At 67.9% G+C, this 25,637-nt stretch carries 24 protein-coding genes, 3 tRNA genes and 1 pseudogene; 11 read left to right on the plus strand and 17 right to left on the minus strand.

The window, feature by feature from the left end:
* Nucleotides 1-19 precede the first annotated feature (19 nt).
* The 4 genes from AORI_RS83210 to AORI_RS42925 all read right to left on the minus strand — a co-directional run bounded on the left by AORI_RS83210 (nucleotide 20) and on the right by AORI_RS42925 (nucleotide 2,379).
* A complete protein-coding gene (locus tag AORI_RS83210) occupies nucleotides 20-556 on the minus strand; it encodes a DUF3558 domain-containing protein (protein WP_123798257.1) in 537 nt (178 codons plus the stop codon).
* Entirely contained in the window at nucleotides 556-1,104 is a 549-nt protein-coding gene (locus AORI_RS82705) for a DUF3558 family protein (RefSeq protein WP_081809627.1), read from the minus strand. Before AORI_RS82705 ends, AORI_RS83210 begins: the two co-directional genes overlap by 1 nt.
* 11 nt (nucleotides 1,105-1,115) lie before the next feature.
* Nucleotides 1,116-1,532, minus strand: a complete 417-nt coding sequence (locus AORI_RS42920) for a hypothetical protein (protein WP_016330839.1) — start codon at nucleotides 1,530-1,532, stop codon at nucleotides 1,116-1,118.
* Between the two features lie 94 nt (nucleotides 1,533-1,626).
* Nucleotides 1,627-2,379, minus strand: coding sequence for an ESX secretion-associated protein EspG (locus AORI_RS42925; protein ID WP_228688286.1), 753 nt, complete (start codon nucleotides 2,377-2,379; stop codon nucleotides 1,627-1,629).
* Nucleotides 2,380-2,503: 124 nt separating this feature from the next.
* On the opposite strand from AORI_RS42925, the gene AORI_RS42930 reads away from it, so the two are divergent.
* Complete coding sequence (locus tag AORI_RS42930) at nucleotides 2,504-5,170, plus strand: tetratricopeptide repeat protein (RefSeq protein ID WP_016330841.1); 2,667 nt, start codon at nucleotides 2,504-2,506, stop codon at nucleotides 5,168-5,170.
* A gap of 25 nt (nucleotides 5,171-5,195) precedes the next feature.
* Here AORI_RS42930 and AORI_RS42935 read toward each other — a convergent pair whose 3' ends face one another.
* The 6 genes and pseudogenes from AORI_RS42935 to AORI_RS42960 all read right to left on the minus strand — a co-directional run bounded on the left by AORI_RS42935 (nucleotide 5,196) and on the right by AORI_RS42960 (nucleotide 10,328).
* Nucleotides 5,196-5,780 (minus strand): PaaI family thioesterase, encoded by a 585-nt coding sequence (locus AORI_RS42935; RefSeq protein ID WP_016330842.1) that lies wholly within the window; start codon nucleotides 5,778-5,780, stop codon nucleotides 5,196-5,198.
* A gap of 9 nt (nucleotides 5,781-5,789) precedes the next feature.
* A complete protein-coding gene (locus AORI_RS42940; RefSeq protein ID WP_016330843.1) occupies nucleotides 5,790-7,205 on the minus strand; it encodes an MFS transporter in 1,416 nt (471 codons plus the stop codon).
* Between the two features lie 214 nt (nucleotides 7,206-7,419).
* Nucleotides 7,420-7,878 carry a hypothetical protein gene (locus AORI_RS42945; protein ID WP_228688287.1) on the minus strand — a complete coding sequence of 153 codons (459 nt, stop codon included), beginning with the start codon at nucleotides 7,876-7,878 and terminating at the stop codon, nucleotides 7,420-7,422.
* Nucleotides 7,879-7,882: 4 nt separating this feature from the next.
* Nucleotides 7,883-8,441 (minus strand): annotated as a pseudogene (locus tag AORI_RS82120) (SigE family RNA polymerase sigma factor).
* Complete coding sequence (locus tag AORI_RS42955) at nucleotides 8,442-8,786, minus strand: hypothetical protein (protein WP_016330846.1); 345 nt, start codon at nucleotides 8,784-8,786, stop codon at nucleotides 8,442-8,444. It abuts the pseudogene before it with no gap.
* A gap of 300 nt (nucleotides 8,787-9,086) precedes the next feature.
* Nucleotides 9,087-10,328 carry a L,D-transpeptidase gene (locus tag AORI_RS42960; RefSeq protein ID WP_016330847.1) on the minus strand — a complete coding sequence of 414 codons (1,242 nt, stop codon included), beginning with the start codon at nucleotides 10,326-10,328 and terminating at the stop codon, nucleotides 9,087-9,089.
* Between the two features lie 421 nt (nucleotides 10,329-10,749).
* On the opposite strand from AORI_RS42960, the gene AORI_RS42965 reads away from it, so the two are divergent.
* Entirely contained in the window at nucleotides 10,750-10,953 is a 204-nt protein-coding gene (locus AORI_RS42965; RefSeq protein WP_003097368.1) for a cold-shock protein, read from the plus strand.
* A gap of 118 nt (nucleotides 10,954-11,071) precedes the next feature.
* Here the strand turns inward: AORI_RS42965 and AORI_RS42970 are convergent, their stop codons facing one another.
* Nucleotides 11,072-11,491: a hypothetical protein gene (locus AORI_RS42970; protein WP_016330848.1), complete on the minus strand. Its 420-nt coding sequence runs from the start codon at nucleotides 11,489-11,491 to the stop codon at nucleotides 11,072-11,074.
* A gap of 514 nt (nucleotides 11,492-12,005) precedes the next feature.
* Here AORI_RS42970 and AORI_RS42975 point away from each other — a divergent pair.
* The 5 genes from AORI_RS42975 to AORI_RS42995 all read left to right on the plus strand — a co-directional run bounded on the left by AORI_RS42975 (nucleotide 12,006) and on the right by AORI_RS42995 (nucleotide 13,595).
* Nucleotides 12,006-12,263, plus strand: a complete 258-nt coding sequence (locus AORI_RS42975) for a hypothetical protein (protein WP_020633070.1) — start codon at nucleotides 12,006-12,008, stop codon at nucleotides 12,261-12,263.
* Nucleotides 12,264-12,390: 127 nt separating this feature from the next.
* Nucleotides 12,391-13,170 carry an SCO6745 family protein gene (locus AORI_RS42980; protein ID WP_016330850.1) on the plus strand — a complete coding sequence of 260 codons (780 nt, stop codon included), beginning with the start codon at nucleotides 12,391-12,393 and terminating at the stop codon, nucleotides 13,168-13,170.
* 145 nt (nucleotides 13,171-13,315) lie between these two features.
* Nucleotides 13,316-13,388, plus strand: a tRNA-Glu gene (locus tag AORI_RS42985).
* Between the two features lie 28 nt (nucleotides 13,389-13,416).
* Nucleotides 13,417-13,490 (plus strand) — tRNA-Asp (locus AORI_RS42990).
* Nucleotides 13,491-13,521: 31 nt separating this feature from the next.
* Nucleotides 13,522-13,595: transfer RNA gene (locus AORI_RS42995), tRNA-Phe, on the plus strand.
* A gap of 125 nt (nucleotides 13,596-13,720) precedes the next feature.
* On the opposite strand, the gene AORI_RS43000 is transcribed toward AORI_RS42995, so the two are convergent.
* Nucleotides 13,721-14,500 (minus strand): S1 family peptidase, encoded by a 780-nt coding sequence (locus AORI_RS43000; RefSeq protein ID WP_016330851.1) that lies wholly within the window; start codon nucleotides 14,498-14,500, stop codon nucleotides 13,721-13,723.
* Nucleotides 14,501-14,657: 157 nt separating this feature from the next.
* Here AORI_RS43000 and AORI_RS43005 point away from each other — a divergent pair, with 157 nt between their 5' ends.
* Nucleotides 14,658-15,479 carry an arylamine N-acetyltransferase family protein gene (locus tag AORI_RS43005; RefSeq protein WP_016330852.1) on the plus strand — a complete coding sequence of 274 codons (822 nt, stop codon included), beginning with the start codon at nucleotides 14,658-14,660 and terminating at the stop codon, nucleotides 15,477-15,479.
* A gap of 4 nt (nucleotides 15,480-15,483) precedes the next feature.
* Here the strand turns inward: AORI_RS43005 and AORI_RS43010 are convergent, their stop codons facing one another.
* Together AORI_RS43010 and AORI_RS43015 are read right to left on the minus strand one after the other, a co-directional pair.
* Nucleotides 15,484-15,783: a GNAT family N-acetyltransferase gene (locus AORI_RS43010; RefSeq protein WP_016330853.1), complete on the minus strand. Its 300-nt coding sequence runs from the start codon at nucleotides 15,781-15,783 to the stop codon at nucleotides 15,484-15,486.
* The gene (locus AORI_RS43015; protein WP_016330854.1) at nucleotides 15,780-18,560 is read right to left on the minus strand and encodes a sensor domain-containing protein; all 2,781 of its coding nucleotides are present in this window, start codon (nucleotides 18,558-18,560) and stop codon (nucleotides 15,780-15,782) included. Before AORI_RS43015 ends, AORI_RS43010 begins: the two co-directional genes overlap by 4 nt.
* Nucleotides 18,561-18,806: 246 nt before the next feature.
* On the opposite strand from AORI_RS43015, the gene AORI_RS43020 reads away from it, so the two are divergent.
* On the plus strand, nucleotides 18,807-19,328 hold the full coding sequence (locus AORI_RS43020; RefSeq protein ID WP_043847857.1) for a hypothetical protein: 522 nt from the start codon (nucleotides 18,807-18,809) through the stop codon (nucleotides 19,326-19,328).
* On the opposite strand, the gene AORI_RS43025 is transcribed toward AORI_RS43020, so the two are convergent.
* Nucleotides 19,325-20,674 (minus strand): nucleobase:cation symporter-2 family protein, encoded by a 1,350-nt coding sequence (locus AORI_RS43025; RefSeq protein ID WP_016330856.1) that lies wholly within the window; start codon nucleotides 20,672-20,674, stop codon nucleotides 19,325-19,327. The genes AORI_RS43020 and AORI_RS43025 overlap by 4 nt on opposite strands.
* A gap of 95 nt (nucleotides 20,675-20,769) precedes the next feature.
* On the opposite strand from AORI_RS43025, the gene AORI_RS43030 reads away from it, so the two are divergent.
* Nucleotides 20,770-21,984 carry an NAD(P)/FAD-dependent oxidoreductase gene (locus AORI_RS43030; protein ID WP_016330857.1) on the plus strand — a complete coding sequence of 405 codons (1,215 nt, stop codon included), beginning with the start codon at nucleotides 20,770-20,772 and terminating at the stop codon, nucleotides 21,982-21,984.
* A gap of 32 nt (nucleotides 21,985-22,016) precedes the next feature.
* The gene (locus tag AORI_RS43035; protein WP_043847858.1) at nucleotides 22,017-22,739 is read left to right on the plus strand and encodes a Clp protease N-terminal domain-containing protein; all 723 of its coding nucleotides are present in this window, start codon (nucleotides 22,017-22,019) and stop codon (nucleotides 22,737-22,739) included.
* Between the two features lie 47 nt (nucleotides 22,740-22,786).
* Here AORI_RS43035 and gndA read toward each other — a convergent pair whose 3' ends face one another.
* Nucleotides 22,787-24,226 (minus strand): NADP-dependent phosphogluconate dehydrogenase, encoded by a 1,440-nt coding sequence (gene gndA / locus AORI_RS43040; protein WP_043847859.1) that lies wholly within the window; start codon nucleotides 24,224-24,226, stop codon nucleotides 22,787-22,789.
* A gap of 381 nt (nucleotides 24,227-24,607) precedes the next feature.
* Entirely contained in the window at nucleotides 24,608-25,516 is a 909-nt protein-coding gene (locus AORI_RS43045) for an MBL fold metallo-hydrolase (RefSeq protein ID WP_016330860.1), read from the minus strand.
* Nucleotides 25,517-25,637 lie beyond the last annotated feature (121 nt).

Here is a 25,637-nt window from a genome sequence, read left to right on the forward strand (position 1 = left end):
GGTCCCTCCCGTTCCGTCGTCAGTTGCCTCTAGGCAGTTTCGGTTCAGCGGCTTCTGCGATCTCGCGGGAGAGGGCGCAGGCTTCCTCGTTGGTTCCGTTGTTCAGGCCGGTCGATGCGGTCAGCCGAGAGTCCTGGGTGACTGCGATAGCCACTGTGCAGGACTGAGTGCCGGCGTCGCCCGGGATTTCGACAGCGTCCCGGTTACCGATTTTGGTCGGCTTCTTCGCGCCCTGACCTGCGGAAAGCTGATCGATTCCAGCTTCCGCGACCAGATAGATCCTCGCGGATCCGTATCGCTTTTTTCGCGTCGCGCAACCGTTGTCACTCTCGGCTGCCTCGACACTGGGTGGTTCGAAGCCCTTTGGGCCAGTGACGGGCTCGAGAAGATCGCAGGCCTTCAGGCTCCCGAACACAGCTTCTGACTGGCCGTTCGGCTTCACCACGGGTGTCTCTGGTGTCGAGGTGACCGCGCCGCCCGAAAGTGCGGACGAACAGCCGCTCGTCGCCATTGCGATTACTGCGATCAGCGAACCGAGCCTCAGACGGGAGAGCATCAGCTTCCCCTGGGTAGTTTCGGTTCAGCGGCCGTGGCGATTTCCCTGGACAGGGCGCAGGCTTCCTCGTTGGTTCCCTTGTTCAAGGATGTCGATGCGGTCAGCCGGGCGCTTGGTGTAACGGCGATTGCGACTGTGCAGGCTTGCGTTCCCGCATCGCCGGGGATTTCGACGGCGTCCCGGCTCCCGACCTTGGTCGGGATCTTTGTCCCTTGTCCTGCGGACAGTTGATCAATGCCGGCCTCTGGAACGAGGTAGATGCTGACAGAGCCGAATCCTTGCTTCCTCGTTGCGCAGCCGTTGTCGCTCTCGTAGGTCTCGACGACTGGCGGGTCGAAGCCCTTTGGAGTCGTGGTCGGCTCCAACAGATCGCAGGCTTTCAGATCCTCGAAAACGTTCGTAGAAGGACTGGACGTCTTGGACGAGGCGTCACTCTGGGTTGGTACGGGTGTGGCATTGCCGGGTTTCTCCGACGAACAGCTGGAAAGCGCAAAGGTGAGTGTGATCGGCAACGCAGCGAAAACCAGAAGCCGTGATTTCGTGATCATGTCGGTTCGCGTCAGTCCTTTTGGAGAGATTTCAGCTGTTCGGCATTGTCGGCATCTCGTTGCCGGTATTTGGTCTTCGCCAGGGTGATCGCCTCTTCAGCGCGGTTGAGTATGTCTCGTAGGGCGTCCAACTGCGTCTTGGCCGACAGGTCATCACCCTCGGCGACTCGGACCGCGTGCTGGCCGACTTGGTGTGCGAACGGGCTGGTGCCCAGCTTCGGTCGTTCGGCAAGCCGTGAGAAACGTCGCTGGTTGCTCGACCAGTCGGTCACGTAGTCGTTGATCGCCGTCCTCAGAGCTTCCCCGGCCTCCTCGCTGACCGCGAACCGCCCCTCTTTAGCCGCAGTCATCATTCGATCGGCCTGCGCCGAGAAGTCACCCAAGATGTCGGAGAAGTTGCCCGGCGGTCCGCCGGTGCCGTCCGTCATGGTCTCTCCCCTGTACCAAGTCCCGGTTACTCGTAGCGCTCGTCAGATCACGATATCAGCGGAAACGGCCTCGAAGGCCGTCTCCTGGCGAGGATCACGCGCTGCCGACACGGGCGGCTTCGACCAGGTCGTGGACCCATCGGGCCAGGTGAGAGCCACTCGTCGGGGTGAAGGTGCGGCGGACTTCGCCGTCGGGGAAGCGGTCGGTGGTGAGCATGAAGCGGCCCTGAAGACTGTCGAACCACTGGACGCTCTTCTGCTGCGGTTTGCCCCGGTCGTCGCGCAGGGTGACGCTGATCGTGCCCAGTCGCGCGAGCGGGTGTTCGAAGAAGCGGGCGGCCGCGCCCAGGCGGAGGTTGTCCGGGTCCTCGTCGAACGGGTCGTCCGGTCGTTTGGCCGGGGGGAGCGTGCTGGACGTCGTCACCCGGCCGGGGAACGGCTGCAGGGACGGTAGATAACCGAGCAGGGTCGCGACGACCTGTTCGGGGTAGACCGGTTCGAAAAGAATGTCGAAGCCGCGCTGCTGGCTCACGACGCCCTGGCGGCTGTTCCACGCACCCCGATAGAGGTATTCGGCGTCCTGCTCCACCTCGTGCGCCTCCATGGTGACGACGAAGTCCCCGGTGGCCCAAAGCCGGAGGGACTGTTCGTAGTCGCGCAGGAGTTCGCGGCCGCGGGCGAAGCCTCGGTCGGCAAGCTCGGCCCAGATCTCTTCGCAGTGCCGCTCGCGTTCGGTGATGGTGGTTCCGACGGTCGGGATCTCGAAGGGCAGCACGAATCTGCCGAGTCCGAGTTCTTCGAGTACGACGTCGAGCTGGGCCATCGACATCGAAAATGACGCAGGCACCGGTCCCTCCCCCTCATCACCTGCTGAATCGGTTCTCCACCGCACCGTAGCGGGTTCGACCCGGCGCGGGCATGACCTGCCTGCTCACGGCTAGGATCGAGTCCCAAGCCGTCGGGAGGTACCAGTGTCGGAAGAGCCGCGCCGTCCTCGGCACGCAGCGCCGGACGACGCCACGCCGGAGCGTGAGCCGGAGTCCGCCTCCTGGACGCCGCCGGCGCCGGTCCGCTGGGAAACGCCCGAACCGTCCATTTCCGGCAGGCTCGATCTCTCCGAGCCGCGGCCAAAGCAGGAGCCGGAGAAGGACGCCGAGCGCACGGTTTACCACGCGCCCGTCCAGCGTCCGCAGACTCCGCCGCGCGGTCAGCAGCGGCCGATCCCCGGCGCCGAGGACCCGACGCGTCCGCCGGGCGACATGGCCCCGGTGAGCCCGCAGACCCAGGTCGTCCGTCCCGCATGGCAGGCGCCCGCCGACGCGCCGCAGCCGACCAGCGTGCTCGCCTCGCCGGCACCGGAGACGCAGAGCATCATGCCGCCGACGCCGCGCGTCGACAGCGGACCCGGCCCGTTGCCGGACCCGGGCACGGAAAGCGTCCTCCCCGAACGCTCCAGTGAAAGCCGGGGAACCGGCACCGGAACCGGTTCGGGCAGCCACGGCACGGGGACCGGCACCGGAACGGGTTCGTTCCCCGGCACCGCGCGCCGGACGTCGTCCCGCACGTCGCGCCGCGGCCGTCTCGGCGCCGGGCTCGTCGACGTCCCGCAGGTGCCGTACCGCGACCCGGCGTCCGCCGTCCTCGAGAACCCGATGGTGTCCGAGGAGAAACGCTTCTGCGGCAGCTGCAGCGCGAAGGTCGGCCGCGGCAAGGACGGCGAGCCCGGCTCGCCCGAGGGCAAATGCGAGAAGTGCGGGAACCCGTTCTCCTTCGTCCCGAAGCTGCGGCCGAACGAGATCGTCGGCGGCCAGTACGAGGTGCTCGGCGCGCTCGCGTACGGCGGCCTCGGCTGGATCTACCTCGCGCAGGACCACAACGTCAGCGACCGCTGGGTGGTGCTCAAGGGCCTGATCGACACCGGCGACGCCACCGCGATGGCGGCCGCCGCCAACGAGCAGCGCTTCCTCGCCGAGGTCGAGCACCCCAACATCGTCAAGATCCACAACTTCGTGCAGCACCCGGACGGCGACACCGGCAACTCGGTCGGCTACATCGTCATGGAGTACGTCGGCGGCCAGTCGCTGCGCCAGCTCGCGCTCGCGCACCACCGCGAGACGAAACGCCCGGAGCCGCTGCCGATCGGCCAGGTGATCGCCTACGGGCTCGAGATCCTGCCCGCCATGGGCTACCTGCACGGCCAGAACCTGCTGTACTGCGACCTCAAGCCCGACAACGTCATCCAGACGCACGAACAGCTCAAGCTGATCGACCTCGGCGCGGTCCGCCGCATCGACGACTACGAGAGCCCGCTGTTCTTCACCACCGGCTACAGCGCGCCCGAACTGGCGACGCACGGCGCTTCGGTGGCATCGGACCTGTACACGGTCGGCCGCACGCTCGCCGTGCTCAGCTTCGAATTCTCCGGCTACACCACCAAGTACAAGACGACGCTGCCCGGCCCGGACGTCGTGCCGCTGTTCGCGCTCTTCGGTTCGTACTACCGCTTCCTGAAGCGGGCGACGCACACCGACCCGGACCGCCGGTTCATCGCGGCCGAGGAGATGGCCGACCAGCTGACCGGCGTGCTCCGCGAGATCATGGCGCTGGGCACCGGGAAACCGCGCCCTGGCGCGTCGACCGTCTTCGGGCCGGAGACCCGCACGTTCGGCGTCGACATGGTCGTCCCGGAACACGGCGGGAGCGTGCCGCTGCCCGATCCGGGTGAAGTGGTCGCCGGGCTGCCCATCCCGCAGGTCGACACGGACGACCCGGCCGCAGGCGTGCTCGCGTCGACGGTCGCGCTCGATCCCGCGGGCGCGATCGAGTCGCTGGCCGGGGCACCGCGCGAGTCGATCGAGGTCCGGCTGCGCATCGTCCGCGCGCGGATCGAGCTCGGTGAGCTGGTCGAGGCGCAGCGGCAGCTGCAGGCCGCGCAGTACCTCGCGATCAAGGCCGGTTTCCCGCACGACTGGCGGATCGACTGGTACCGCGGCCTGATCGAGCTCGCGGGCGGACGGTCCCGCGTCGCGCACGTCGCCTTCGAAGCGGTGTACGACGACCTTCCCGGCGAGATCGCGCCGAAGCTGGCCTTGGCCGTCAGCGCGGAAGGGGTCGGGGACTACTTCGGCGCCGCGCGCTACTACGAGCTGGTGTGGCGAACGGACCGGTCGTACGTCAGCGCCGCCTTCGGGCTCGCTCGCGTGTACCTCGCGCAAGGCGCCAGGGCCAGCGCGATCGAGGTGCTGGAGGCCGTCCCGGCGTCGTCGTCGCATCACGTCGCCGCGCAGGTGGCCGCGATCAAGATCAAGACCAGGATCAACGGCGGCGGCAAGGATCCGGTGATGGTGTCCGAGCGGGATCTCGTCGACGCCTCGACGCGGTTGGAGCGCTTGCAGCTCGACGCCGAACGCCGCACTCGTTTGTCGGCCGAGGTCCTCGAAGCGGCGTACGGCTGGCTGAACTCGCAGAACCAGCCGACACCGGGCGCGAAGGTGCTGGGCTGTGCCTTGGAGGAACGAGACCTGCGGTTCGGGCTCGAGCGCTGCTATCGGACGTTGGCGAGGCTGGCCGGATCGGTCGACAAGCGGGTCGAACTCGTCGACAAGGCGAACGCGATCCGGCCGCGAACCCTCACCTAGCCCTCGCATTCAGAGGACTGAATGCTCAGGGGTTGATGTCCCACTCGCGGGCGCGCTGGGCCTTTTCGTGCGCGGCGGCGAGTTTCTGCAGCGCCTCGGGATCTCCGTGGGTGCTGAAGTGCTCGAACTCGACCCGCACGAAAAGCGCCCGCGCGCGCACCGCGACGGGGCCGTCTTCGGCGTCGAGCCGTCCGTCGGCGCTCACGTAGATCTTCCGGCCGGCGATGCCGTCCAGTTTCGTGGCGATGTACAGGGTCGAGCCGACCGGGACCGGCCGGAGGAAGTCCGTCTCCAGTTTCCCGGTGACGGCGGGGCGGCGCAGCAGGTTGCCGACGGTCGCGCCGAGCGCTTCGTCGAAGGCGCAAGCCAGCAGTCCGCCATGGGCGAGGCCGGGCGCACCCTGGTGGGCGGAGGTGACGGTGAACTTGGAGTACACCGTCGTCCCTTCGCCCACCGTCGAATGCAGGTGGAGCCCGGCCTCGATCTCGTCGCCGCACCCGAAACACTCACCGAAGTGGATGCCGAGGTGGCTGCCCTGCTTGGGGGCTTCCGGGTGGACGGTCGCCGGTTCGACTTCGACCGGCGGCCACGGCTGCGAGATACGGCTCATGGAAAGACGTTAACTCGCCGGTAGCTCCGAGGCGCCGCCGGGAGTGGCCGTTTCCGGTTTCCGGCGCCGGATGATCCGCGAGCTCACGATGCGACGCAGTGACACCCCGGCCGTTTCCGGCAGCAGCAGGATCGGGATGGCCGCGATCGCCGCCGAGCCCATCAGGTAGTACGCGGGCCACAGGGTGTCGCCGGTCGAGTTCACCAGGCTGCCGATGACGTACGACGCCGTGCCACCGAACGCCGCGGTCGAAACGCTGTACCCGATGGAGAAGCCGCCGTAGCGCTCCTGTGTCGGGAACATCGCCGGCAGCGTCGCGGCCAGCACGGCCAGGATCAGCACCAGCGGCACCGCGATCATCAGCACGCCGAGGGTGAGCTGCCAGCCGTTCTGGTCGTCCGCGGCCGCGCCCATCAGCGAGAACGCCGGGATGGGCAAAACCAGGAAGCTGGCACAACTCGCGATCAGGATGGGTTTCCGCCCGATGCGGTCGGACAGCATGCCGATCGGCACGATCAGGACCAGCATCAGCGCGATGGTCGCCAGGATGATCAGCAACGGCGCGTGCCCGCTGAACCCGACCACGTCCTTGAGGTAGGTCTCCAGATAAGTGATCACGATGTAGTCGGCGACGTTCAGCATCACCACGATGCCGATCAGGTGCAGGATCGACGTCCAGTGCTTCTTGAGCAGCGCCTTCAGCGGCGACTTCTCGACCTGGTTCTTCTTCTCGATCTCCTGGAACAGCGGAGTGTCCTCCAGCTTGTTCCGCAGGTACAGACCGATGATGCCGAGCGGGCCCGCGATCAGGAACGGCAGACGCCAGCCCCATTCGCGCATGGCCTCGTCGCCGAGGACGACGGTGAAGATCGTGACGAAGCCTGCGCCCATCGCGAAGCCGACGAGCGTGCCGAACTCCAGCCAGCTGCCCCAGAAACCCCGGCGCCGGGCGGGCGCGTACTCCGCGATGAATGTCGCGGCGCCGCCGTACTCACCGCCCGCCGAGAAACCTTGGATGGTGCGCAACAGGATCAGCAGGACCGCGGCGGCCGGGCCGATCGTCGCGTAGGAGGGCAACAGGCCGATGACGAACGTCGACCCGGACATCAGGATGATCGTCAGCGCCAGCACCTTCTGGCGCCCGATCTTGTCCCCCAGCGGACCGAACACGAAGCTGCCGAACGGCCGGACGACGAACGTGATCGCCAAGACCGCGAAGGTCGCCAGCGCGCCTTCGGAAGTGCTCGACGCGTTGAAGAAGACCTGCCCCAGAATGGCCGGCATGAAGCCGAAAACACCGAAGTCGTACCACTCGATGCAGTTACCCATCGCCGCCCCGGCGACGGCTTTTCTGATCTGCTCAGGTGGGGCCTCCGATGGTTCCCCTTTTTCCTGATGTGACGCACTCAGCGCCTCTTCGGCCATGGGTTTGACCTCCCGACCCACCCGTTTACTTACCCATCGTCGAGGGTTTGTTCCCCCGACCGTAGGCGTTCAAACGTCCGGGTTCAGCGCTTTGGATCGGCCGCGAGAGCCCCGTTCCGCCAATACGGTGACGAACCACCAGGTGAAGCCGATGTCGGAGAATTTCCGATTACTTTGAGTCACCCTTCGGGAAACGGGCGTTCCGGACAGGAGATCAGCGGGTCGCGGCCGTTGTCGGGGGCTCGCTCGGCTGCTTCGTCGGAGTGGGCGCACGAGGGGGAAGGGCCGTCGTCGTCCGGCCGGGCGTGAGGGTCCTCGGCGTCGAACGCGGCGGTTCGGTCTTCGGCGCGGAGGAGGCGGGAGGCGGATTCTCGGGAGTGACCTCCGGCCGCGGCGTCGACTCGGCGGGCGCGGGGGAGACCGGTGCCGGGGCGATGGTCGACAGGCCCGGCCCCGCGGGTTGGATCGGCGCGGGCCCCTCGCCACCGCGACCGCCGACGGCGAGCGCGCCGAACGCGATCACCCCGATCGTCGCCAGCGAACTGCCCGCCACGGCCAGCCGCTTGCGTCGTCGCCGGATCCGGCCACCCCGCTCGATGATGTCCGCCGCCCGGATGCCCAGCGGTGGACCGCTCGCTCCGTGCGCAAGCACGCCTTTGATGTCCTCGTCCATCTCCTCACCTCCCATCGTCGTGCGCTCCGCTCAAGGCCAGTTCACTGAAATGCGGACCGAGCCGTTTTACGCAGGGTCGCGAGCCCCCGCGCGCCCTGGCTCTTCACGTTCCCGGTGCTGCAGCCCAGCGCCGTGGCCGTCTCTTCGACGCTGAGATCCTCGAAGTAACGCAACACCAGGACGGCGCGCTGCTTCGGGGCGATGCCGGACAGGGCGTGCCTGACCAGCATCTCCTGTTCCGTGCCGGAAATTTCGGCCGGGACGTCGGGGAGCGCGTCCGTGAGCTTCTCCCGTTTGCGCCAGACGCGCCGATGCTCGGAGAGGAACGTCCGCAGCACGATCTTGCGCGCGTAGCCGTCGAGCGCGTCGTGCCGGGAGAGCCTCGGCCAAGCCAGGTACAGCTTCAGCAGCGCGGCCTGGGTGATGTCCTCGGCCTGATGCCAGTCGCCGCACAGCAGGTACGCGGTGGCACGCAGATTGTGCGCGCGCTCGTCGAAGTACCGGGCGAACTCGCCGTCCCACGGCGAGCCCGTCCCGGTCTTCGACGAACGGCTCGGCGTCACCTAGTTACCGGCTCCTTCGACGATGGAGGGGAGGTGCAGATCCCCGGTCGGCCCGGCGGGCACGGCCTTGGGCACGCGGTGCTCACCCGGCGCGGCGACCGTAGGCGTCTTCGGGACCTCGCGCGGCGGCGCGGTGGTGGCGCGGGGCGGCTCGGCCGGCCGCGTGGTGGTGGGCGCCTTGGTCGGCGGCTCGGGCGCCGGAGTCACCGTCGACGACGGCGCGCTCTGATCGGCCGACGCCAGCGACGTGGTCGCGAAGGCGGCGCCGCCCGCCAGCAGCAGCGCGCCGAGAGTGAGAGCGATACGAGTACGCAAGAGTGTCTCCTCGATCCGGGCGCCGCTCATTGGCCGCGGCGCCTTACGTCGTTAGACATGCGTCCTGCCCCGCCATCGGTTGCATCGATTTTTGAAAACTCTCATGAACGCTGTCTCCCCAAGGGCGCTCCGCGCCCGACGGAGACTTCACCCGTGCGCCCTCTTTCGGGCCGGAGGCCCACTGGAACCTTTTGCGGGGCGCCCTCCAAGAACAGCGGAGGATGATCGCGGTGTCGCGCCTCGCGGAAGGTTCCAGTCAGCGCACGGCAACCAACACGAACGGCCGGAGACCACAGAGGGTCTCCGGCCGCCCGGTTCCATGGAAGTACTTCAGCTCGCGAGAGCGGAGAGCTTGGACCACTCCTCCCAGGAGTACGTCCAGTCGCTGTAGTCGCGGGCCCGGTTGATCTTCACCGTGCTGCCCTCGATCTCGACGGGGTCCCCGACCAGGGCGCCGTCCATGTACGCCTTGGCGTTCGCCGGCGCCAGGTTCACGCAGCCGTGCGAGATGTTCTTCTTGCCCTGCGCCCAGATCGAAGGCGCGTAGCCGTGGATGAACTCGCCGTTGGTGGAGAACCGCACCGCGGACGGCACGACGATGTTCTCGTAGTTGTAGCGCTCGTTGGTCATCGAGTACGTGTCGTGCTTGGACATCACCACGTGCGTGCCGCTCGGCGTGACACGGCCCGGGTCGGCGTCGAGGCCGTAGCTGGCCGGGTAGTCCGCGATCTGCTGCCCGTCGCGGATCACCACGAGCCGGTGGGTCTGGGTGTTGCCCTTGACGATCTGCGAGCGGCCGATCGTGAAGCTCGCCGAGCGGTCTTCCTTGCCGTACACGCCTTCGCCGATCTTGACGCCGTAGATCTTGGCGTTGAACTTCACCGTGGTGCCGGGCTGCCAGTAGGCCTTCGGCCGCCAGTGCACCGAAGTGTCGTCGTGGACCCAGGCCCAGGAACCCTCGGTCTTCGGCGTGGTCTCGACCGACAGCGCCTTCTCGACCGAGGCCTTGTCGGTGACCTTGCTCGGGAACGTCAGCGTGATCGGCATGGCGACGCCGTACGTCTGCCCGTCGAAGACGTTGATGTTCGCGCCCACCTGCTTGCGCGGTTTGACGGTGGTGAAGGCCCCGCCGATGTCGACGGGCTTGCCGTCGGTGCCGGTGGCCTTGCCGGACCAGGTGTAGGACTTGCCGTAGCCGAGCTGCTCGGTGGTGGACCAGCTCTTCTTGTCCTCGGACGGCTGCCCCGCGACCTGCTTGCCGTCCGGATTGGTCAGCACGACCTGGTCGAGCGTGCCGTCGGCGACGCTGACCTTGATCGGCTGCCCCGGCGCGACGTCCTGCGCGCCCGCGGCGGGTTCGTACGTCAACTTGGCCGGCGCGGGCGCCTTGCCGCCGGTGTCGCTGCTGACCGGCCCGCCGCCGTCCGGCCCGCTGGCCGAAACGGTCGGCTCGCTGCTGCACGCCCCCAGCGTCAGAGCGGCCACCAACCCCAGTGCCGCGATCGCCGCCCGGCGGCGCGCGGTTTCCGTGAACCTCAAAGCTTCCCCTTTGCTCCCCTGTACACCGACCATGACGTCCGGACAGCCCCGTAAGTTGATCCCACCGAGAGTGATGCGAGTCACAATCGGGTGGATCGTAGTTCACGATCGGGGCATGGCCGACTTCGGTCCGTGTCCGGCGATGATCTGAGGTCGGCGTGCGGCGACAGGCTAGCGAGGGGGTCCGACAGAAGCCGGATCGGTATACGACGTTCCGGTGACCTTGGTACTTGGGGGTGCCCAGAGTCCGATCACGGGCTTCAAATATGGCCAGATCCCGGTACGCTGCCATCAGGCCGTCGTTTTGCGTGTTCGTGGCTTCACACTCGCGGAACTTCTGACGCGAGCCATGAGCCGGTGACGCGCTCTTCGCTCGACTCGTTGGAACCGCCCGGGACGGTCTGGGTGTCGCTTCGGAGGCACTCGAAGCGGATGTGCAACGAGGAGTAAAGCGGTGGCGCAAGGCACTGTGAAGTGGTTCAACGCGGAGAAGGGCTTCGGCTTCATCGCGCAGGATGGCGGCGAGGGCGACGTCTTCGTTCACTACTCGGAGATCGAGGGTCGCGGTTTCCGCACGCTCGAGGAGAACCAGCGAGTGGAGTTCGAGGTCGGTCAGGGCCAGAAGGGCCCGCAGGCCCAGAAGGTCCGCGCGATCTGAGTCCGCCCTTCAGGCGTTGCTCAGACTGATCGGAAAAGCCCCCGGCGATCTCGCCGGGGGCTTTTCCCTTTGTTGCTGAAGCTTCTTCGGTTGTGCTGTTCCGTTCCGGGGCGAGGAGTCAGCGCGGGACGGGCTGCTCCCACGCGTTGGCGTCGAAGCGGAATTCGTCGGTGTGGGCTTCCTCGTGGCGGCGCTGCTGGGCCGAGTTGGCCTGCGACTCCCACGAAAGGCGCTCGAGGATCCATTCCTGCGCCAGCGCCTGCGGCGAAAGGTTCCGCTCGGCCGCGGCGTCCTTGAGCTGTTCGCAGGCGATGAGGTTCATCCGCAGCTGGAAGACCTGCGCTTCGCCGAAACGCTTGCCGGTGCCGGTGCTCTCCGGGTCGTTTTCCGGGGCGAGGGCACGAAGGTAGCTGGTGAGCTCGGTGTCTTCGACGACCGCTTCGGCCTCCTTGGTGGGGGAGTTGCGGTGACGACCGGGGTTGACCGGCTTCAGGTTCGTGCGGCTGCCGCTACGACGGCTGAGGGAAGGAAGGGGCACCGGGCCACGATAACGGTTGGGTCTCGGCAAACCAACCACAGTGAGCCACGACACACCCATTTTCTTGTCTCGAATGGCCCAGCGCCGACAGGAAAACCTTTTCCTGTGATCACAACCCGCGACCGGAAGAGGAAAGACCAACGGGATCGGGCATGGGCGGCCAACCGCCGCCTGAAGGAACCTGGGGTCTGGGGGTGGCCCCCAGAAAACGGAGCGACCCCCGCGCCAGGGGGAGGAACGCGGGGGTCGGAGGGGATCTCCACAGGCGCTGACCGGGGGTGTGTCAGCGAATCGATTGTTGCACGGTTTCCTGAGAAGGGCGAGTGGGCGCGGGCAGAATTCCGGTCAGGGCGCCACCTCTGGTTCGCCTGTGGTTCATGTGGCGCGGGTGTGCGCGTGATCGCTCTGCGTTGTGCGGAGCGTGGCGACAGGTTCACTCTCCGGGGGGCTGTGTGTCGCGGCCGGCTCTGGCTAGCCTCGCGGCCAAGCTGTTCGTTGGCCGTCTGGAGGAACCATGGGTGGGTCTGTGGAAGTGCGACAGTTCCTCCTTCGGTACGAAGGTGCCGATGGGGGAAGCTCGACGACGTTGGCCGGTGGTCTGCCGGCGCAGCGCACGGGTCAGGGGGACGCCCAGCGGGTGTCCGACGACCAGGTGCGGCGTGCCCGGCTGGCGGTGGCCAACGGGGCGCTGGGCGTCGATGACTGTGTCCAGTTGCTGGACATGCTGGGGTTGACGTTGGACGAGGACGGGCAGGCGCCCGTCCAGCGCTGAGTTCGTTCGTTTCACGAGGCCCGGTCGCGCGGGGTGTGCCGCGCGGCCGGGCCTTCGTTTGTCCTCGACGCCCGAGCGCCAGTTGTGTAACACTGTTATCAAACGACTGGCGGGAAGGTGTGACGACATGGCCGACGAAGCGGCGATCGCGGTGGCGCGGGAGATCCGGGGTCCGGTGCAGGTGCTGGGCGGGAAGTTCATGACCTCGCCGGAGCTCGCCGAGGTCGAGGCGGAGGTAGGCCTGTCGCCGCGGACGCTGTACCTCCGCGGCCGGTCCGCGGTGCTGGGCGACCCGCCGCCGAAGGTGGTCGCGGAGCTGTTCGGCATCTTCCCGTCTTGGCTCTTCGAGTTCGCTCTTCCGTCCGCGACGGCGGCGCTCGACGCGGCCTCCGCGGTCCGTGCCTACTCGCGGTCATCGGCGAACTGGGCACGCGTCCACCTTTCGAGTGTCGACGACCCGGGCCGTCCGGCGGATCTGTTGTTCCGGCTCGTGGACGCCGCGGACGCGAGCGGTCTCGCGTTGTTCGCCGGTTGGCAACTCGCCGAACGTCCGGCGGACGACGTCGAGCGGCTGGCGTTCGCGCTCATGGTCTTCCGTGAGTTCCGCGGGGGCATCCACTTCGCGGCCCTTCGCGCGGTGGGTCTGACGGTGCCCGAGGCGGTCGTCGCGGATCCGGAGGGCGGTCGCGGCCGTCTCCTGCGCACCGCGTGGCCCGAGGAGGCCGCCGACGGGTTGATCGCCGCGGCGGAGGCGAAGGGCGATCTGCGGCAGCGGTGGCGGCAGGCGGAGGACCTGACCGATCGGCGCGTGGCCGAACTCCTCGCCGTCACTCTGACGGGCGACGAGCGGGAGGAGCTTCGGCGGCGTCTTGAGGCCCTGCGGGACGCCTCGGCCCTGATATCCTGAACTCACCGCGTTCTCGCAGGTCCCAGCCCTGTGAACAACTAGAGGACCCCCTGTGCGGGAGCCGAAACAGGCGTGTCCTATAGTTATGTTCGCTCCCGGGGACACCGGAGAGCGCGGGTCGGTCGGTTCGCCGAAACCGAACCGGGCTCCCATCGTCCAGCGGCCTAGGACTCCGCCCTTTCAAGGCGGCAACGCGGGTTCGAATCCCGTTGGGAGTACGCAGTACAGTTACAAAGCAGTATGCAAGGCCCTGTGGCGCAGTTGGTTAGCGCGTCGCCCTGTCACGGCGAAGGTCGCGGGTTCGAGTCCCGTCAGGGTCGCAAGATCGTTCGGCTCCTCGCCGGCGTTCCCGGCCAGGTAGCTCAGTTGGTACGAGCGTCCGCCTGAAAAGCGGAAGGTCGCCGGTTCGACCCCGGCCCTGGCCACCGCTCAACGAACCGCCTCGATGCACATCGAGGCGGTTTTTTCATGCCTGGGGCCGATTTCACGCCAACGCGCGGTGGCGTCCGATGTCGCAGGAGCATCGGGCGCCACCGCGCGGTGCGGTGTCCTACTTGCCGGTCTGCTGCTTGACCCAGTCGGTGAACGCGGTCACGTCGGTGTAGATGCCCGGCATCTCCGGGCAGCTGGCGGTCTGACCGCGGCTGGTGGCGCCGACCAGCGTCCACTTGTCGCCATTCTTGACCACGGCGGGGCCGCCCGAGTCGCCGTAGCAGGCGCTCGCCTTGCCGCCCTGGTTGTCCATGCACAGCTCGGTCTGCGCGTCGTAGGCCCCGGAGCCGGAACAGCCGGAGTCTTCGGCGACCTTGGTGTCGAGCTGCTGGAGCACCACCGGAGCCTCACCGCAGCCGCGCGTCGGGCAGGTCAGCCCCCAGCCGATCTCGCGCACGTCGGTGCCCGCCGCCGGCGACTGGCCGATCTCGATCGGCGTCGCCTCCGCCGGCTTGGTCAGGTGCACCAGGGCGATGTCATACGGGCCGGAGCCGTCGTACTTCTCGTGGACCACGAACTTGTCGACCTCGGCGACCTCGCCGCCCTTGGTGTGGTCGGTGGTGTTGATGCGGTACTGCCAGTTGGCGGGCTGCTCGCCCTCGACGCAGTGCGCGGCGGTCACCAGCCACTCCGGCGAGATCAGGGACGCGCCGCAGTTGTGGTCGCCGCTCTTGGTCTGCATGGAAGCCATGAAGGTGTAGGTCTCGGTCGCGTCCACACCACCCACGATCAGCGGCTGAACGCCCGAGGGCGGTTCGGCGGCGGAAGCAGGCATCGCCAACCCGAGTACGGCGGCCGCTCCGGTCAGCAGACCGGCGACGAGGGAACGAGTCCTCATCTGCTTTCTCCTTCCAGGCCGGTGTGTTTCACCGGCTCACTCCGGAAGGGTGGCCAATCGTCACTCGTCCGTGGAACTTACGAAAGTCGGTGGTCGTTGCCAGTTACCAGTTGGCCGATCTTGACTTCGAGTTAAGTAGAGGTGTCAATCTCGTGGCATGACAAGCACAGCTGAGCAGGTCGACGAATGGACCGTCGGCACCCTCGACCTCGACGCGTACCTCGGCCGGATCGGTCAGAGTCGCACGACTCCCTCGGCCGCCGCGTTGCGCGAGCTGGCGAAGGCGCACATCCTCGCCGTTCCGTTCGAGAACGTCGACGTCGTTTTGGGGCAGCACAAGGGAATCGCGCTCGAAGACGTGATCGGCAAACTCGTCGGCCGTCATCGCGGCGGCTACTGTTACGAGCACGGGAGCCTTTTCGCCGCGGCCGCCGAGCAGCTCGGTTACTCCGTGCGCCGTCTGGTCGCGCGGGTGCAGCCGCAGAAGAACGGGCCGTACACGCATATGACGCTCGCGATCGAGGCGGACGGCGTCCAGCACCTGGTCGACGTCGGCTTCGGCGCCGGGATGCTGGTGCCGATGCCGCTGGTCGACGGCGCCGTGGTGGATCAGGCGGGCTGGCCGCACCGGCTCGTCGCCGACGGCGACTGGTGGCGCCTGCAGAAGAAGGAGGGCGAAGACTGGACCGACCTGCACGCCTTCACGCTCACGCCGATGCACCGGATCGACTACGAGGTCTACCACCACTACACGTCGACACATCCGCGGTCGCCGTTCACCGGGCAGCTGGTGGTCATGCGTCTGGAGGAAGGGCTCAGCCGCAAACTCGTCGGCGAAGAGTTCATCGTCGAACGCCCGGACGGGACCAAGGAGACCACCACGATCCCGCCCGAACGGCTCGACGCGACACTGCGCGAGCTGGACGTCGTCCTCACCGAGGACGAGCTCGCGAAATTGCTGAAGATCTACCCGGGCTGAGGGCTCAGAGCTCGAATTCGGCGCGCTTGTCCTCGGGGACGAGGTCTTCGTACTCGCGGTGTTTCGCGATGAAGGAACGCACGTACGGGCAGTAGGGCAGGACGGACCTGCCCTGCGACCGGACGTCGTCGAGCGCGGCGGTCACGAGCTTGCCCGCCAGGCCCTGGCCCGCGAAGTCGTCCGAGATTTCGGTGTGCAGGAACAGGATCGCGTCGGTACGCGTGCGGGTTTCCAGGAACCCGGCGGGTTTCCCGTCCACGACGATGTCGTAGCGGTCTTCTCCGGCTTTGATCTCGACACTCATCCAGCTGCTCCGAAAAGTTCGTCCGGCGGCGCGGGGCGACCGAGATGGAAGCCCTGCGCCTGGTCACAGTGCAGCTCACGCAGGACCGCGAGCTGCTCTTCGTCTTCGACACCTTCGGCGACGACGATCAGGTCGACGGCGTGCGCCATCGCGATGATGCTCTTGACGATCGCGGCCGCGTCCCGCGATTCCGCGATGCCGGTGACGAAGGTGCGATCGATCTTGAGCGTATCCAACGGAAGCCGTTGCAGCTGGGCGAGCGACGAGTAGCCGGTGCCGAAGTCGTCGATCGCCAGCGAGACACCCAGATCCCGCAACGACGTCAGGACTTCGGCGGCCGCGGCCTGGTCGCGCATCAGCGCGCTCTCGGTGACTTCGAGGGTCAGCGCGTGCGGCGGGAGCCCGGTGGTCTTCAGCGCGTCCTGCACCCCGGCCACCAGATGCGGATCGTCCAGCTGGCGGGCCGACAGGTTGACCTTGAGGTTCAGGTCGATGCCGAGCTGCTCGCGCCGCCTGGCGATCTCGCGGGTGGTCGTGCGCAGGACGTACTTGCCGATCAGGTTGATCAGGTCGCTTTCCTCGGCCAGCGGGATGAACTCGGCGGGCGAGATCGTGCCGTGCGCGGGATGTTTCCAGCGCAGCAATGCCTCCACGGCGACCATCTCGCCGGATTCGATGTCCACGACCGGCTGATACGCCGTCCAGAGTTCCTCGTTCTGCAGGGCGTCGCGCAGGTCCTGCTCCATGCGCAGCCGCCGCTGCATCCGCTCGCGCAGCTCGACGTCGAAGAACTCGTAACGCGCCCGGCCGAGCGTTTTCGCTTGGTACATCGCGACATCCGCGTCGCGCAGCAGATCCTCGGCGGTCCGGGTGTCGTCGTTGGCCGCGGTGACGATGCCGATGCTGGCGTCGATGTGCAGCTGCCTGCCGTTGACGGTGATCGGCTCGGTCAGCGCCTCGCGCAAATGTTCCGCCAGCGCCTTGATCTCGTCCGGTTCGGTGATCTCCGCGGTGACGACGACGAATTCGTCGCCGCCGAGCCTGCCGACGAGATCGTTCTCACCGATGCCCCGGCGCAGGCGTTCGCCCGCGATGCGGAGCACCTTGTCGCCGACGGAATGCCCGAGGGAATCGTTGATCACCTTGAACTTGTCGAGGTCGATGAACAGCAGCGTGGTCAGCTCGGCGCGCCCGGCGCCGGACAGCGCTTCGGCGAGACTGTCCAGCACCAGCGTGCGGTTCGCGAGTTCGGTGAGCGGGTCGTGCGTCGCCTCGTGGGCGAGCCGTTCGCCGATGGCGCGGCGTTCGGTGATGTCGGTGAACGAGGCGACGACCGCCTCGGCCGACGGGTCTTCGGGGGTCAGCAGCCGCGAAGTCAGCGAGATCCAGACGTCGTCCCCGGCGGGCCTGCGCAGCCGCAGCACGAGGCCGGTCAGCGTCGCCCCGGTGCGCCGGGTCACCACCGACGGCATCCGGGCGGGCGGGATGCGGCCCTGTTCGTCGTACAGCTCCAACGTCACGCACGGGACACCGATGAGGTCGTCGTGGTCGACGCCGATGATCCGGCACGCCGCCGGGTTGGCCGATTCGATGAGACCGCCCGGGCCGATCACGACCACGCCTTCGTCGAGGGACGCGACCACCGTGCTGTAGTGCTGCTCGGCCCGTCGGCGGGCCGTTTCGTCGGCGCAGACCAGGACGAAACCGTCGTTCATCTCCGCGGCCGAGATGCGGATGGCCAGGGTCGAGCCGTTGCGGTGGCGGTGGGTCGTCTGCATGACGCCACCCCGGCGGCGCAGCACCGTTTCCGGGTCGAGCGCGGCGCCGACGAGTTCGCTCACCGTGCGGCCGATCGCCTCGCCCGCCGTCCAGCCGTAGACGTTCTCGGCGGCGGGGTTCCAGCTGGTCACCACGCCGCTGCCGCTGGTCGCGATGATCGCGTCGCTGACATGGCTGATCAGCGCGGCCTGGTAGCGCAGCGTCGCTTCGGCGGCCTTCTGCGCGCTGATGTCGCGCATGATGACCTGGAACGCGGGCCTGCCTTCCCAGGTCGTGCGCACCGAAATGCTCTGGACCAGGTACTTCGTACCGTCGAGGCGGAGCATGACGGTGTCGGCGGGGACGGTCGACGCGCCCTGGCGGTGCAGCGACGCGATCCGGTCCAGGAGAGCCGGGAGCGATTCGTCGGCGACGAAGTCCATGATCGGCCGCCCGATCAGCTCGGCGGTCGACGAGGCACCGAGCGCGGTGAGGGCCGCTCGGTTGACGTAGGTGACAACGCCGGCTTCGTGGACACAGACCGCGTCGGGGCTGAGTTCGACCAAAAGCCGGTAACGGTCAGTGAGATCTTCGAGGGCCTGCCGGTTCTCGCGGACGTCGGTCACGTCGGTGGCGATGCCGAGCAGCCCCGACGAGCCGTTGTCGTCGCCGATGGTGCGGGCGCGCAGCCGGACCCAGCGGATCTCGCCCGCCGGGTTCCGGAACGACTGCTCGAGTTCGAACTCGCGCCAAGGCGGCGAAGTGCGGGTGCCGGAGGTCAGCGGGGCCACCAGATCGGCGAGCCTGGACTCGATCTCGGTTTCGGAAAGCGTGCCTCCGCCCAGCAGGTTCTCGAGTCCGGGCAGCCAGGACAGGGTCTCGGTCTCGAAGTCGTACGACCAGATGGCGGCGTGGTCGCCCGCGAGGCCGAGATCGCCGAGCGGCTCGTTTCCGAGCGGCGCGCCTGCCGGACGACCGGAATTCCCGGCCCCGGGCACGGCGAGGGCGTCAGCCTCCATGATCCGTCCGAACCCCCTCTTCCGGTGCTGGCACCGTCGATTACACCACCCGCGGAGGGCGCTGTATACGCGAGCCGGAGGCGGGCCACCGCCGATATGCGCGGGAGCATATGAATACACGCTGTGTGACTGGCCTACGCTGCCGTGTTCCATCGGGTGAATAATTTTTGGTTAACTTCACCCATTCGGCGGTGAGTTGCGGTAAAACTACTCCTCGCTCGTTCCCGGTGCGAAAGGTTTCAGCTGGTGGATGACGACGATGTTTCGGTCGCCGACCTGCTTATTCGCGAGGGCTGGGACGACCACGAGGAGTCACAGGCAAAGTCACGCTGGAGAGTTATCGCGGTCGTGATCGCCGTAGTGGTCGCCTGCGGTGCGGCCGCGGTACTCGTCGGGTTCGATTCCGACCCCGAACAGAATGCGGCGCCGAACCCGATCAGCGTCATCGAGATGCCGAAGCGACCTTCGGACAACGGGGGAGCCGGCGCGACTTCCGCCGTCCCGTCCACCGAGACGGTCGAAACCGGTGAAGGCGGGACCTCGACGCGGCCTAGCAAGACGACGTCCAGCCGCCGCACGTCGAGTTCGGCCGCACAGACGTCCTCCTCGTCGGACCCCGCCACGCCGACGTCGTCGAACGGGCCCGCGGATCCGCCGCAGACCACCGGTTCCACGGTCGTCCCGCAGCCGCCCAACCCGACTCCGCCGCCGCCCTCGACGACGCCGACCGAAGAGTGCAACCTGTGGCCGAAGTGGCTCTTCTGTTAAGGCGCTTGCAGTAGATCGGGGTCCCGGCGTTTGCCGAGGTGGTTGAACAGCAGGTTGAGGGTGAAGGCGACGATCGCGGCGACCGTGATCGGGCTGCCGCAGATGGTCTGCAACCACGCCGGGAAGTGCTGGAAGAAGATCGAATTCCCGAACCGGTTGGTGGCGAACGCGGGCAGCAGGCCGACCCCGACCGACACCGCGACGATGAAGGTGTTGTGGTTGCCGGAGAACTCCACCTTCTTCAGGTTCTGCACGCCGACCGCGGCGACCATCGCGAACATGACCACCGCGACCGCGCCGATCACCGGTTCCGGCACGGCGGCGACGAAGGCGCCGACCTTCGGCACCAGGCCCATCAGCACGAGCAGGCCACCCGCCATCGCGACCACCCACCGGCTGCGCACCCCGGTCATCTGCACGAGGCCGACGTTCTGCGCGAAAGCCGTGTCCGGGAACGAGTTCATCGCGCCACCGAGGATGGCCGAGAGACCATCGGTGGCGAGACCGCGCGCGAGGTCGGAGTCGGTCGCCGGGCGTCCGGTGATCTCGCCGACGGCGACGAGGTCCGCGGTGGATTCGGTGTAGGTCACCAGCATCACGACGCACATCGAGAGCACGGCCGCGATCGGGAAGGTCGGCGGGCCGAAGTGGAACGGCGACGCGAGACCGAACCAATCGGCGTCGGCGATGCCCTTGAAGCTCACCAGACCCATCGGGATCGCCGCGACCAGGCCGATCAGCAGGGCCAGCAGCGGGCCGATCTGGCTCGCGAACCCGCGCAGGACCCGGGTGAACAGGACGATCACCGCGATCACGCCGAACGCCAGCGCGATGTTGGCCGGTTTCGCGTAATCCGGCGATCCGGTGTCGTGGCCGGCGATCAGGCCGACGCCCGGGCCGATGAGCGAGATGCCGATGACCATGAGCAGCGTGCCCGAGACCAGCGGCGGGAAGAACCGGATCATCTTCGCGAACGGCTTGGCGATGAGCAGGCCGAACACGCCTGACGCGATCATCGCGCCGTAGACGGCCTGCATGCCGTACTGGGACGCGATCATGATCATCGGGTTGACCACGGTGAACGTCGCACCCGCCACCACCGGCAGCCGGATGCCGAAGATCCGCCCGATCCCGATCGCCTGTATCAGCGTCGCGATGCCCGCGACCAGCAGATCCGCGTTGACCAGCAACGCGATCGTCGCCGCGTCCAGTTTCAGCGCGCTGCCGACGACGAGCGGGACGGCCACGGAGCCCGCGTACATGATCGTCATGTGCTGCAGGCCGAGCAAGGTCAGCTTCGGCAGCGGCGGGCGGGCGTCCACCGGGTGGACCTCGGGACGGCTCATGGGCATGACCGTAGCGCGTCCGCCGCGTGCGGATCACGTGTCGAAAAGGCCGGAGCTGTGTTGAATGGATGCCGGGCACAACGAAAGGAGCGCCGATGGAGACCGTCCTCGTCGTAGGGGCCGGGCAGAGCGGGTTCGGGGTGGCGACCTCGCTGCGGGACAAGGGGTTCGGCGGGCGGGTGGTGCTGATCGGCGACGAACCCGGGCTGCCCTACCAGCGGCCTCCGTTGTCGAAGGGCTACCTCGCCGGCACCGCGGGCGACGCCCAGCTGCGTCTGCGGCCCGAGGACTTCTTCGCGGAGAAGAACATCGAGCTGATCCCGGGCCGCGTCGCGTCAGTGGATCGCGACGGGACGAAGGTGGTGCTAGAGGACGGCAGCGCTCACGAGTACGACCATCTGGTGCTGGCGACCGGCGCGGTCAACCGGGTCCTGCCGGTGCCCGGATCCACTTTGGACGGTGTGTTCACCTTGCGCACCAAGGACGAGGCCGACGTCCTGCGCGCCGCGTTGGAGAGCGCGGAGAACGTGGTCGTGGTCGGAGGCGGGTTCATCGGGCTGGAGTTCGCCGCGCACGCCGGGCGGCCCGTGACGATCGTCGAGGCGCAGGACCGGCTGATGGCCCGCGTCGCGACTCCGGAGGTCTCGGCGTACTTCGCCGCTCTGCATGAGAAAGCCGGCCACACGATCCTGCTCGGCAAGGGTGTCGCGGCGCTGCGCGGTGAAGGCCGGGTGGCCGAGGTGGAACTGAGCGACGGCAGCCTGCTGCCCGCTGATCTGGTGCTGGTCGGGGTCGGGGTGGAGCCGCGGACACGGCTCGCCGAAGGGGCGGGGCTCGCCGTGGCGAACGGTGTCGTCGTCGACGAGCACCTGCGCACGAGCGATCCGAAGATCTCGGCGGTCGGGGACTGCGCGAACTTCCCGTGTGTCCAGGCGGGCACGGCGACGCGGCTGGAGTCGGTGCAGAACGCCGTCGACCAGGCGCGGGCGGTGGCGGCCGTCATCGCGGGCGAACCCGCGCCCTACGACAGCCTGCCGTGGTTCTGGACCGACCAGCTCGGCGCGAAACTGCAGATCGCCGGGATCCTGACCGGGGCGGAGAAGACCGTCGTGACCGGGGACCGGGAGGGCGGGAAGTTCTCGGTGCTGTCGTTCCGTGACGGCGTGCTCGCCGGGGTCGAGTCGGTGAACCGGCCGCCGGACCACATCGCCGCGCGCCGCCTGTTCGCCGCGGATCCGGCGCCGCGGTTCGAGACGCTGGAGGCCAACAGCTTCGACCTCAAGGCGACCGTCGCGTCAACCCGTGGTTGACGATCGGCGAGCGTCAACCTAGAGTTGACGGCATGGCGAATCCAGTGCGGCTCGACGACCTCATCTCCCACATCAAGCAGCAGCATCCCGACGGCGACGTGCTCGGCCAGCTGTCCGACGCGGTCTTCCTCGGCGAGCACCTCGGCGAAGTGGCCGACCATCTGATCGGCCACTTCGTCGACCAGGCGCGGCGCTCCGGCGCGTCCTGGACCGAAATCGGCAAGAACATGGGGGTGTCGAAGCAGGCGGCGCAGAAGCGCTTTGTCGACTCCAGCGGCTCGTCGCTGGAAGACCTGGTGAAGGTGTTCAGCCGCTACACCGATCGGGCGCGGCAAGTCGTCGTCGCGTCGCGGGACGCCGCGGTGTCGGCGAAGAGCCCGCAGATCGAGCCCGTGCACCTGGTTCTCGGGCTGCTCTCCGAACCGGCGGCGCTGGCGGCCGGCGCGATCGTGGCGCAGAAGGTGACTCTCGAAGCCGTCCGTGAGGCCGCGGAGGCGCGGCTGCCGGAACCCGCCGACGAACCGGTGGAGGCGGCGAAGATGGCGTTCGGCGCGCAGGCCAAGAAGGCGCTGGAGCTGACCATGCGGGAATCGCTGCGGCTCGGGCACAACTACATCGGCACCGAGCACATCCTGCTGGCGCTGTTCGAACTCGGCGACGATTTGCTGACCGGGCTCGGGCTCACGAAGGAGAACACCGAAGCGGTGATCGTGCGGGCGCTGGCGGAGATCGTCGCGGCACGCGGGGAGGGCTGAAAGCGTCCTTCACCGCGTCAGACGCGGTGAAGGACGCTTTTCGTTTGTCAGGCGGAGGATTCCGGGCGGCCGTCGGCGGCCCAGGCGGTGTGGAACGACCCTTCGCGGTCGACGCGGCGGTACGTGTGGGCACCGAAGTAGTCCCGCTGCCCCTGCACCAGCGCGGCGGGAAGCCGCTCCGCGCGCAGACCGTCGTAGTAGGCCAGCGCGGTCGAGAAGCCCGGGGTCGGGATGCCCAGCCGCACCGCCGTGGAGATCACCGAACGCCACGAGTCCTGCGCGTCTTCGACGGCCTTGCGGAAGCCGCCCGAAGTCAGCAGCGTCGGCAGCGCGGGCTCTTCGGCGTACGCGGCCGTGATGTCGTTCAGGAACTTCGCGCGGATGATGCAGCCACCGCGCCAGATCGACGCGACCTTGCCGAGGTCGATGTCCCAGCCGTACTCGGCGCCGCCCGCCTGGATCTGGTTGAAGCCCTGGGCGTACGCCACCACCTTCGACGCGTACAACGCCTGCTCGACGTCGTCCGCGAAAGTGTCCAAAGCGGACCCCGTCAGCGGGGCGCGTGAAGGACCGCCGAGACCGCGGGAGGCCTCGCGCAGGTTCGACGCGCCGGACAGCGAGCGCGCGAAGACGGCTTCGGCGATGCCGCTGATCGGCACGCCGAGGTCCAGTCCGATTTGGACGGTCCAGCGGCCGGTGCCCTTCTGCTCGGCCTGGTCCGCCACGATGTCGACGAACGGTTTGCCGGACGCGGCGTCGGTGTGGGCCAGCACCTGCGAGGTGATCTCGATCAGGTACGAATCCAGCCGCCCCGAGTTCCAGGTGCGGAAGACCTCGGCGATCTCGGCGGGGGAGTAGCCGCCCGCGCCGCGCAGGAGGTCGAACGATTCGGCGATCAGCTGCATGTCGGCGTACTCGATGCCGTTGTGCACCATCTTCACGAAGTGCCCGGCGCCGTCCGCGCCCACGTGCGTGCAGCACGGCTCGCCGTCGACCTTCGCCGAGATGTCCTCGAACAGCGGCCCGAGCGACTGGTACGACTCCTTGGACCCGCCCGGCATGATGCTCGGCCCGTGCAGCGCGCCCTCCTCGCCGCCGGACACGCCGGTGCCGACGAAGTGGATGCCCTTCTCGCGCAGCGCGGCCTCGCGGCGCCGGGTGTCCGCGAAGTGCGCGTTGCCCGCGTCGACGATCACGTCGCCCTTCTCGAGGAGCGGGACGAACTCGTCGATCACCGCGTCCGTCGGCGCGCCTGCCTTGACCATGATCACGACCTGGCGCGGACGCTCCAGCGCGTCGACGAACTCCTGCGCCGAATACGCCGGGATGAAGTCGCCTTCGTCGCCGAACTGCTCGACCAGTTCCTTCGTCCGCTGCTCGGAGCGGTTGTGCAGGGCCACCGTGTGCCCGTGCCTCGCGAGGTTCCTGGCCAGGTTGCGGCCCATGACCGCCAGGCCGGTGACCCCGATGCTCGCCTTCTTGCTCATCCGCACCCTTCCGCTTCGATTCCCGTGCCGAGCCTATCCCCGTTGAGGGATACGGCGCCGGGACGAGAGGGGATCAACCGGGAGTTGTCCACAACCGGGTCCGCCTGTGGACAACTCGGCTCGCGCGGCCCGGCCCGCTCCGCTCGCCGGTACGCTGGGATCGGGGTCGCCCCCCAGGGACGGGTGGGGGCTGCGTGTGGGGGGCTCTGGGCTGGATTTGGGTGTCTTGAAGGGACCCTTTGGGGCGTTGGATGTCTCGAAGGGGGCCTTCGGGACGTGCGGCGAGCGGCGGGCGGGAAGGTTGCGAAAGCCACTTTCGCAACCTTCAACGTTGCGAAAGTGGCTTTCGCAACACCCTCCGCAGGAGAGAGCTGGGGCTAGTCAGGAGAAGCACCGGATGGGCGCGCCGTTGAAGGTGACCATGTCCGCCAGCGCCGCCCCCAGATCGATCGCCCCACCCCACTCCAGACCGTCCAGTTCGGCATAAGCCCGGTGCAGGTTCGCCGGAAGCCGTTCCTGTTCGGACAGTGCCTCGTAAGGCCCCAGATCCGCTTCGCGAGCGGCCTGGAGCGGCGTCAGCCCCGCGGCCTTCCCGTAGGAAGCGAGTTTCTGCAGGAAACCCAGGTATCCGTCGACGACGTCGATCGCCTCGGGGCCGCACACCGGGCCGTGGCCCGGCACGATCGTCTCCGGCTCCAGTTCGCGGACCAGGTCCAGCGCCTGCCGCCAGCCGGCGGGCGAGCCCATCAGCGCGAAGGGGCTGCCGCCGTTGAAGATCAGGTCGCCGACGAACAGCACCCGCCGCTCCGGCAGCCAGACGAGTACGTCGTTGGTGGTGTGCGCGGCGTGCCCGGGGTGGATCAGCTCCAGCCGGACGTCGCCGGCGTGCACGGTCAGCCGGTCGTCGAACACGACCTCGGGCGGCCGCAGCTCCAAGTGGCCCCAGTCGTTCCCGGTGAACGAGTTCTCGTAGGTGTTGATCCCGGTCGCGACCATCACCTCGCGCGTCTTCCGGTGCCCGACGATAGTCGCGCCGGTCGCCAGGTAGTTGCCGTTCGTGTGGTCGCCGTGATGATGCGTGTTGACCACAGTGGTCACCGGCGCCCCGGCGGTCGACTCCGCCGTCGCGAGCAATGCCCTGGTGCGCCGTTCGGTCGAACACGTGTCGATCACCACCGTGTGATCGCCCGCGGCGACGAAGCCGCAATTGTTGATCCACCACGAGCCGTCGGGCTGGACGTACCCGAACACGCCATCGGTGACCTGCCGGGCGAAGGGGGATTGGTCCACTCGGTCAACTATGCCCGACCGACGTGCCCGAAATGTGACGAGATCGCTCCGCCACCAGGGTGACGTACCAGGTGACTGGTGTTTTCGGCCGTTTCCTGGAACGCTGCGCAATGTCATCATC

It is taken from the genome of Amycolatopsis keratiniphila (assembly GCF_000400635.2).
GTDB classification, from domain to species: Bacteria; Actinomycetota; Actinomycetes; order Mycobacteriales; family Pseudonocardiaceae; genus Amycolatopsis; species Amycolatopsis keratiniphila.